The organism is Streptomyces turgidiscabies Car8, assembly GCF_000331005.1.
GTDB classification, from domain to species: domain Bacteria; phylum Actinomycetota; class Actinomycetes; order Streptomycetales; family Streptomycetaceae; genus Streptomyces; species Streptomyces turgidiscabies.
In genome coordinates, this window is the sequence record NZ_AEJB01000437.1 from 1 (window position 1) to 8,726 (window position 8,726).

The following is an 8,726-nucleotide window of genomic DNA, read 5'->3' on the forward strand; positions in this document are numbered from 1 at the left end:
ATGCCCCGGCCTCAGCCCAGCTCGGCCGCGCGCCGCACCGCCGGGGCCGCGAACTCCTCGATCCAGGCGGCCGGTTCGCCCGTGCGCGGCGCCAGCATCACCGTCTCGATGCCGAACTTCGCATAGCCCTCGATGTCCCTGACGAAGCCGTCGACGTCGTTCTCGTCCGCCGCGTCGCCCATGTAGAGAAGCGTCCTGGTGATGTCGTCGTACGGGCGTCCGACACTGTCGCAGTGGCCGCGCAGGACGTCGAGCTTGTGCCCGATCTCCTCCGGGGTGCTGGCGAACAGGTTGCAGGCGTCCGCGTACTGGGCGACCAGGCGCAGGGTCTTACGCTCCCCGCCACCGCCGATCATGATCTCCGGGCGCGGTGAGCTGACGGGCGCCGGGACGCAGAGGGTCTCGGCGAGCCGGTAGTGCGTGCCCTCGAAGGGCCCGTTGTCGTCCGGGTCCCACATCTGGAGGCAGATCCGCAGCGTCTCCTCCAGCCGCTCGAACCGTTCGGCCGTCGACGGGTACGGCACCCCCAGCCCCTCGTGCTCCCGGTCGTACCAGGCCGCCCCGATGCCGAGCGTGGCCCGGCCGCCGGAGAGGACGTCGAGCGTGGTGGCGATCTTGGCGAGCAGACCGGGGTGACGGTACGTCACACCGGTCACCAGCGCGCCGAGACGGACCGTGGAGGTGTGGGCGGCGAGGAAGCCGAGGGTCGTGTAGGCCTCCAGCATGGCGTCCTCGGCGCCGCCGTTGAACTCCATCTGGAAGTAGTGGTCCATGACCGTCAGCCGGTGGACGCCCGCCGCCTCGGCCGCGGCGCCGGCCGCCGCCAGCTCGGTGCCGAGGGCGGGGCCGCCCCCGGAGTGGTTGAACCGATTGATGTGCACGCCGAGCCGCATGTCCGTCTCCGATCGCCTTCGTCCAGCCGTGTTCCAGCAGCGACGCTAGTTCCTGGAGCGCACACGAAGTCAAGCCTGCGGCTGGGCCGCTTCGGCCTCCTCCTGCTTCTTCGAGGCCCGCAGACTCGTCACGGTCGTGACGGCCAGCACGAGGACGATGAAGCCGAGCGAGAAGGGGATGGAGATCTCCGGGACGTGGACGCCCGACTCGTGCAGCGCGTGCAGCACCAGTTTCACGCCGATGAAGCCGAGGATGATCGACAGGCCGTAGCTGAGGTGCACCAGCTTCTTCAGGAGGCCGCCGATGAGGAAGTACAGCTGGCGCAGGCCCATCAGGGCGAAGGCGTTGGCGGTGAAGACGATGTACGGGTCCTGGGTCAGCCCGTAGATGGCGGGGATGGAGTCGAGCGCGAACAGCACGTCCGTGGAGCCGATCGCGAGCATGACGACCATCATCGGCGTCATGATCCGCTTGCCGTTCTCCACGATGAACAGCTTGGTGCCGTGGTACCTGTCCGCGACGCCGAACCTCTGCTCGGCCATCTTGAGCAGCTTGTTCTCTTCGTACTCCTCCTCGTGCGAGCCCGCCTTGGCGTCCTGGACCAGCTTCCACGCGGTCCAGATGAGGAAGGCGCCGAAGACATAGAAGACCCACGAGAACGTGGTGATGATCGCCGCGCCCGCCGCGATGAACGCGGCCCGAAGGACGAGGGCGACCAGGACGCCGACCATCAGCACCCGCTGCTGGTACTGCGAGGGCACCGCGAACTTGCCCATGATCAGGACGAAGACGAAGAGGTTGTCGACGCTCAGCGACTTCTCGGTGATGTACCCGGCGAAGAACTCACCGGTGGGCTTCGTCCCGCCGTAGATCAGCAGCCCGAGCCCGAACAGGCAGGCGAGGACGACCCACACCACGGTCCAGGTACCGGCCTCCTTCAGGGACACGTCGTGCGGCTTGCGGCCGATGAAGAAGTCGACGGCGACCAGGACGCACAGGCCGACGACGGTCAGCGTCCAGACGGTGAGTGAGACGTTCACGAGTACTCCAGAGGAAAGATGTGCAAATGGCAGCGTTGTCACAGCCGGCGATCACTGCCACCCCCGCTCGGTGAACAATGGTTCACGACTTGGCAAAATCCCGAGGTCACTGCCGTCGGCACCGCTCCGGCCGGGGTCAGGACCCGCCGGGCTACCCGCCGGATGGCGGGCAGGTTCCGCCGGACGGCGGCGTGTCCGGACCCGGCGGACGTGCGGACCATCGTCGTACGATCCGCCGCACGCAGCATGAGGAGCAGAGGCAATGACGCTTACGCCGCCGCCGTTCGACCCGGAACTCGCCGCCGTCCTGGAGATGATCAAGGACACGCTGCCGCCCCAGCTGACCATGGACGAGATCGCAACCGTGCGCAACGGCCCCGGTATCCAGATGCTGGCGGACATGGACCTGACCCTGGGCGGGGCCTTCGAGGTCGAGGACCGGACCGTGCCGGGCCCCGAGGACGCGCCCGACATCTCACTGTTGATCTGCCGCCCCGTCGCGCCCTCGACGGACGGTCCGCTGCCGGTGATCTACCACGTCCACGGCGGTGGCATGGTGCTCGGCAACAACCGTGTCGGCGTGGACGGTCCGCTGCGGTGGGCCAAGGAGCTGGGCGCGGTCGTGGTGTCCGTCGAGTACCGGCTGGCGCCGGAGCACCCGTACCCTGCGCCCATCGACGACGTGTACGCCGGGCTGCTGTGGACCGCCGGCCACGCGGCGGAGATCGGCGCCGACCCCGAACGGATCGTCATCGCGGGGGCCAGCGCGGGCGGTGGCCTGACGGCCGCGCTGGCGCTGCTCCTCAGGGACCGTAAGGGTCCGCGGCCGCTCGGCCAGCTGCTGATGTGCCCGATGCTCGACGACCGCAACGACACCCCCTCCGTGCACCAGATGGAGGGCCTCGGCGTGTGGGACCGCACGGCCAACGACACCGGGTGGACCGCGTTGCTCGGCGCGGAGCGCGGTGGCCCGGACGTCTCCCCGTACGCCGCACCGGCCCGCGCGGAGGACCTGTCCGGACTGCCCCCGGCCTTCCTCGACGTCGGCTCCGCGGAGACGTTCCGCGACGAGGTCGTCTCCTACGCCACCCGCCTCTGGCACGCCGGCGGAGTCGCCGAGCTGCACGTCTGGCCGGGCGGCTTCCACGGCTTCGACGGCTTCGCCCCCCAGGCGACCCTGTCCCAGGCCTGCCAGTCGGCCCAGATGGACTGGCTGCGCCGACTGCTGGCGGAGTAGAACGGCGCGGGCCAGGAAGCCAGGCTCCCTGAGCCGTCACCCGGCCTCTGGGGGGGGCGTCCCCAACGGGCGCAGCCCCCAGGACCGCGGGGGACTGTCCCGTAGGGGCGCAGCCCCCAAGGGCGGCGGGGACTGTCCCGTAGGGGCGCAGCCCCCAGGAGCAGGAGGCACCGTCCCGAACGGGCGCAGCCCCCAGGAGCAGGAGGCACCGTCCCGAACGGGCGCAGCCCCCAGGAGCAGGAGGCACCGTCCCGAACGGGCGCAGCCCCCAGGAGCAGGAGGCACCGTCCCGAACGGGCGCAGCCCCCAGGAGCAGGAGGCACCGTCCCGAACGGGCGCAGCCCCCAGGAGCAGGAGGCACCGTCCCGAACGGGCGCAGCCCCCAGGGGCGCGGGGAACTGCGCGACCAGCCCCCACCGGACCCGCAGCCGAACGCACACCCGCCCCGCGAAGCACCCAGCGGGCGGCACGCCACCCCTCAAGGGGCGCGGGGAACTGCGCGGCGGCCAGCCCCACCGGACCCGCAGCACAACGAACCGCACAACCTGCGGAGCAACTGGCACCATGGGGCCATGAAAGAGCTGGCCGGGCGGCTGACCGCACTGGATCCGGACGCCGGCGCCGCCGTTCGGGTCATCGCCTACTTCGATCGGCTCGCCGAGCACCGTGCGGGCCTGGAGGCGCTGGTACGCGGGGTCGCCGTGCTCGCCGGGTGCCCGGCGCGGCTCGCCGACGACGGGCGGCGGGTGCGGCTGCGCGTCGAGACCGACGGGCGCCGCCGGGACACGGACCAGCCACCGGACCCCGCCTGGCCGTCCGCCGCACTGTCCCCGGACGGCGCCCCGGCCCTGTGGCTGGAGCGGGCGGGGGCGCCCACCGTCGTCGACGCGGTGATCCTGGAGCGGGCGGCGGCTGCCATCCGGGGCGTCCTCGACCGCACCCGTGGACGCGCCCCGGCGGCCCCCGCCGACGACCCCGCGCTCGTGGAGACCCTGCTCGACGCCACCGCGCCCGAGCAGGTACGGCTGCACGCGGCCCGGCGTCTGGGCCTGGACCCGGGCGCCCCGGCCCGGGCGGTCGCCCCGCTCGACGGTCCGCCCCGCGTCATCGCCGCCGGGGAGCCGCACAGGGCGGACTCACCGGCTCGGGCCGGGTCGACCCCGTCCGGCCGCGCCGGTGTCGGGCCCGCCGTGCCGGTCCTCGAACTGCCGGGCTCCTGGGCCGCCGCCCGCACCGCCCTCCGGTTCACGGCCGACGGCACCCCGCACTCCCCCGGCCCACGGGTCGTGTACGCCGATGAGCTCGGCGGTGTCGGACTGCTCGCCGAACTCGTCGTGCCGGGAGCGGATCCGCCGCCCGACGTGCAGGCGCTGGAGGCCGCCGTCGCGGACGCTCCCTGGATGCTGGCCACACTGCACGCCGTGGCCTCGACGGCGAGCCTGCGGGGAGCCGCCGTCGAGGTCAACGTCCACCACTCCACGCTCCAGGACCGGTTGGGCCACGCCGAGACGCTGCTCGGGTGGCCCGTCCGTACCCCGCAGGGCCGGCTCAGACTGCAACTGGCCCTGACCATGCGGCATTTGGGGCGAGCGTAGCCGGGTCGACGCCTACGCCCAGGCCGTCACCGGGACGAAGGAGCTGTCCTGACGGAAGGTGTCGGTGCCGTCCGTCACGTCCACGCGCAACTGGTAGTTGTAGTGGCGCAGGAAGTAGCCCGGGTAGTTGTACGACTCGAAGCGCACCGACCCCGACGTCGTGCCCGTCCTGGCGATGAACGTGGCGTCCTTCGCGAAGGTCGACGTGCCGTCGTTGGCGTCGAAGCGGGCCCGGAAGTCCCAGTGGCGGAGGTAGTTGCCGGAGCTGTCGCGGAACGAGTAGCCGTTACCGTCGGCCAGTCCGGCGACGACCGTGAAGGTGGACGCCTGCTTGAGCGCGGTGGTGCTGGAGCTGCTCACCACGGGGAGGTTGAGCAGCGAGGACTGCACCTGCCAGTACCGCGTCGAGTAGTTGACCGACTGGAAGGAACGCGTGACGCCCTTCGACAGAGTCGGGCCGCCGCTGACCGTCTCCTTGACGACCGTGAAGTGGCGGGCCGTGCCGGAGACCGAGGGAAGCGCCTTCGCGGCGGTCCAGGTGGCGAACGTGTCGTAGCTGTCGCTGTAGTAGTACTTCCCGTCGCCGTAGCCGTCGAAGAAGATCCGCCAGCCGCCGTTGTCGAGCTGGATGACCGACGGGCCTTCGCGATAGCTGCCCCAGCCGGCCCAGTCGCCGGTCTTCGAGATGGTGTAGGGGCCGGCGAGGCTGGTGGCGGTGGCGTACTCGATGTACTTCGTCGTCTCGTTCTTCGGGAAGGCGTGGTAGGTGGAACCGATCTTCACGATGCACGTGTCGATGTGGTTCGACCCGATGCCCGACAGCGCGACCGGTGAACTCCACGTCGTAAGAGCGGAGTTGGTCGCCTTCAGCAGATACGGCGTGAAGATCCACTCGTCACTGGTGACCGAGCAGGACACGATGATGTTGACGCTGCCGTCGCTGTCGACGAAGAACTCGGGTGCCCACGCGCGCGAGAGGTTGGCGATCGGGACCGTGTAGTCGTACAGGAACGTCCAGTTGACGCGGTCCGAGCTGCGGGCGAAGCCGATGGTGGTGCTGGTGTCCTGCCACGTGTGCGTGGTGTAGGTGACGTAGTAGTAGCCGTTGGTGTGCTTGAAGACGCTCGCGTCGCGGATGCGGTTGCTCGGCGGTGTGTAGGCCGAGGATTTCACCAGCCGGAAGTCGGTGGCGTCGTCGGACTGGTAGACGTTCACTGTGCCGTCGTTGCTGTTGAGGAACGGCACGATGGTGTAGCGCGTGGCGGAGCCGCTGGGCGGGGCCGCCGCGGCGGCGGTGCCGAGCAGCCCGGGCAGTTCGCCCAGGACGAGCGCCGAGGCGGGGAGGGCGGCCAGCGCGCGCAGCAGGCTGCGACGGGAAGGCGTGGGGCGGGAACTGGTCACGTACGGCTCCTTGGTGATCCAACCGACGGCTCTCCGCGTTCGACATTGCGAACGCAGTTCGGTAAATCGGTCAGACCGTAAGTCCACGCCTCGTGCGCGTCAATAGTTCGGACATGCTCCGACCTGTGAACTTGCGGCCGAGCACGGCACATTCGACATCTCGCACCGCGTCGCCCGACCGGCCGTCGCGGACGGCGGTGAAGCTGTGCAATCGCTATGAGAGCGCGCCGACTTGGCGTGGCGGTGACCGCCGGCTCAGCCGGTCGTCGACTCGACGGCGGCAGACGAGCGCCCCGGCCCGTACGCTGTGGCCATGGACGACGCGCCGATGGTCGGCTTGATGGGGCGGGTCACGGGAACGATCGGGCCGGGGCTGGTGGGCGAGGTCATCGTCCGGGTGCGTGGCGGCGCCGAGCACTTCCTCGCGTATCCCGCCGCGGCCAAGGACCGTATCGAGCGCGGGACGGTGGTCATGGTCGTCGAGTACCTGCCACCGCGCACCGTGTACGTCACCGCCGCGTACGACAGCTGAACCCGGCGGACGTACGGCCGTGGAGTCCGTACGTCTGCGGATGATCACGTGTGCGTCAAGCTTGCAACAAGGATTCCTCAGCCGCTGTACCCAGGCCCCGCACAGGAGCACCCTTGCGTCGTTCGGTGCCGAAAGGGCACCAGGCAAAGGGGGCGTATGCCGATGTTCGTCGGCGTCGTTGCGGGGGTCGCGGTAGTTTCCGTCCTCGCACTCATCGGTGTTTTCAAGATGATGTGGCGGGTCGCTGAACCCAACGAGGCTCTCATCATCTCCGGTTCGAAGCACAGGACCGAAGGCCTTGAAGAAGGCATGGGGTTCCGTATCGTCACCGGGCGGGGCACACTCGTGCTGCCCGGGATGCAGGCCGTGCGCAAGATCTCGCTCGACCTGAACGAGACCGAGCTGCACGTGGACTGTGTGACCACCCAGGGCATTCCGCTCAAGGTGCGGGGAGTGGTCATCTTCAAGGTGGGCGACGACTTCGTGTCGATCGCCAACGCGGGCCGCCGTTTCCTCGACCAGCAGAAGATGATGGCCGAGCGGGTGCACAACGTGTTCGCCGGTCATCTGCGGTCCATCGTCGGCGGGTTGACCGTCGAGGAGATGATCCGCGACCGCGAGAAGCTCACCGGGCAGACCCGGGCCGCGTGCGGCACGGAGATGGAGAAGCTCGGCCTGATCGTCGACTCCCTCCAGATCCACGAGATCGAGGACCCGACCGGGTACATCAAGAACCTCGCCATGCCGCACGCCGCCGCTGTCCAGCGGGACGCGCGGATCGCGCAGGCCGAGGCGAACCGTCTCGCCACCGAGGCCGAGCAGAAGGCCGCGGCGCGGATGTCGGAGGCCACCAGGGACAGCGAGATCCTGCAGGCCGGCTACCAGGCCGAGCGCGACAAGGCTGCGGCCAAGGCCCGCCAGGCCGGACCCCTCGCCGACGCCGCCGCCCGGCAGGACGTCGTCGTCCAGGAGACCCGCATCGCCGAACTCGACGCCCTGCGCCGGGAACAGCAGCTCCAGGCGGATGTCCGCAAGCCGGCCGACGCGCAGGCCTACGAGACGCGGGCGCGGGCCGAGGCCGAGCGTGACGCACGTATCTCGGCGGCGCAGGCCAAGGCCAAGGAGACCGAGCTCGCGGCCACGGCCGAGGCGAACCGCATCACGACGGCCGCGACCGCCGAGGCCGAGGCGACCAAGGCACGGGGCGCGGCCGCCGCCATGGCGACCAGGGCGACGGGTGAGGCCGAGGCCGCCGCGTCGCAGGCCAAGGGCCTCGCCGTCGCCGAGGCGACGCGGGCGAAGGGGCTCGCGGAGGCGGAGACCATCAAGGCGCGGGCCGCCGCGCTCGCGGAGAACCAGGAGGCGGTGGTCGCCCAGCAACTCGCCGAGAACTGGCCGGAGATCGTCAAGGCCGGTGCGTCCGCGTTCGGCAGCGTCGACAACATGGTGGTGCTCAACGGCGCGGACGGTATGGCGGAGATGCTCGCCAAGGCGCTCACCATGGGCGGCACGGGGCTGGGGCTTGCCCGGCAGCTGCTCGCGTCCATGAACCAGAACGGGCAGACACCGAACGGGACTTCGGCGCTGAACGGGCTGGCGGCGCCGACAGTGCAGAAGGTGCCGGTGGCGAAGGACGAGGGCTGATGCGGTGAAGGCCGTGCCCTGAGATGCGGGGCGCGCCAGGTGGGGAGGGGCCCCGCAGCCTCCAGAAGGCGTCCGGCCGGGTCGTAGCGCAGCGAAGTGACCGTGCCGTCGTTGGTGCGCGAGGTCACCACCCGGCCCGCGGCGTCGCGGGTCACCCGCACCGTCTGGCCGGTACCGTTGGTTCGCTCGATCTGGCGTCCTGTCGGGTCGCAGAGATAGGTGAGAGTACGGCCCTCGAAGTCCGTCTCGCCGATCAGGGTGCCCGCCGCGTCGTAGCGGTAACTCCACTCGTCGCCGTGCGGGTTGAGCACGCCCGTGAGCCGCAGTTCGGAGTCGTGCCTGAAGCGGTAGCGGGTGCCGTCCGGGTCGGTCCTGGCACTGGG

7 protein-coding genes are annotated in these 8,726 nt (G+C 70.4%); 4 read left to right on the plus strand and 3 right to left on the minus strand.

The genetic code is table 11. The features are described 5' to 3' along the window. Nucleotides 1-11: 11 nt before the first annotated feature. Nucleotides 12-893, minus strand: a complete 882-nt coding sequence (locus tag STRTUCAR8_RS31865; RefSeq protein ID WP_006380302.1) for an LLM class F420-dependent oxidoreductase — start codon at nucleotides 891-893, stop codon at nucleotides 12-14. Nucleotides 894-962: 69 nt separating this feature from the next. Next, complete coding sequence (locus tag STRTUCAR8_RS31870; RefSeq protein WP_006380298.1) at nucleotides 963-1,934, minus strand: TerC family protein; 972 nt, start codon at nucleotides 1,932-1,934, stop codon at nucleotides 963-965. Nucleotides 1,935-2,196: 262 nt separating this feature from the next. Here STRTUCAR8_RS31870 and STRTUCAR8_RS31875 point away from each other — a divergent pair, with 262 nt between their 5' ends. Further along, complete coding sequence (locus tag STRTUCAR8_RS31875) at nucleotides 2,197-3,171, plus strand: alpha/beta hydrolase (protein ID WP_006380300.1); 975 nt, start codon at nucleotides 2,197-2,199, stop codon at nucleotides 3,169-3,171. A 572-nt stretch (nucleotides 3,172-3,743) separates the two neighbouring features. Then, the gene (locus STRTUCAR8_RS31880) at nucleotides 3,744-4,766 is read left to right on the plus strand and encodes a helix-turn-helix domain-containing protein (protein WP_006380304.1); all 1,023 of its coding nucleotides are present in this window, start codon (nucleotides 3,744-3,746) and stop codon (nucleotides 4,764-4,766) included. A gap of 12 nt (nucleotides 4,767-4,778) precedes the next feature. Here the strand turns inward: STRTUCAR8_RS31880 and STRTUCAR8_RS31885 are convergent, their stop codons facing one another. Next, complete coding sequence (locus STRTUCAR8_RS31885) at nucleotides 4,779-6,167, minus strand: glycoside hydrolase family 43 protein (RefSeq protein ID WP_006380299.1); 1,389 nt, start codon at nucleotides 6,165-6,167, stop codon at nucleotides 4,779-4,781. A gap of 307 nt (nucleotides 6,168-6,474) precedes the next feature. Between STRTUCAR8_RS31885 and STRTUCAR8_RS31890 the strand changes: the two genes are divergently transcribed. Then, entirely contained in the window at nucleotides 6,475-6,699 is a 225-nt protein-coding gene (locus tag STRTUCAR8_RS31890; protein WP_006380301.1) for a hypothetical protein, read from the plus strand. Between the two features lie 156 nt (nucleotides 6,700-6,855). Beyond that, nucleotides 6,856-8,343, plus strand: a complete 1,488-nt coding sequence (locus tag STRTUCAR8_RS31895) for a flotillin family protein (protein WP_006380303.1) — start codon at nucleotides 6,856-6,858, stop codon at nucleotides 8,341-8,343. Nucleotides 8,344-8,726: the final 383 nt, after the last annotated feature.

Excerpts from the sequence above, each read along its gene's own strand:
- STRTUCAR8_RS31875 (WP_006380300.1), top strand. The coding sequence starts at position 2,197 with ATGACGCTTACGCCGCCGCCGTTCGACCCGGAACTCGCCGCCGTCCTG.
- STRTUCAR8_RS31865 (WP_006380302.1), bottom strand. The coding sequence starts at position 893 with ATGCGGCTCGGCGTGCACATCAATCGGTTCAACCACTCCGGGGGCGGC.
- STRTUCAR8_RS31895 (WP_006380303.1), top strand. The coding sequence starts at position 6,856 with ATGCCGATGTTCGTCGGCGTCGTTGCGGGGGTCGCGGTAGTTTCCGTC.
- STRTUCAR8_RS31880 (WP_006380304.1), top strand. The coding sequence starts at position 3,744 with ATGAAAGAGCTGGCCGGGCGGCTGACCGCACTGGATCCGGACGCCGGC.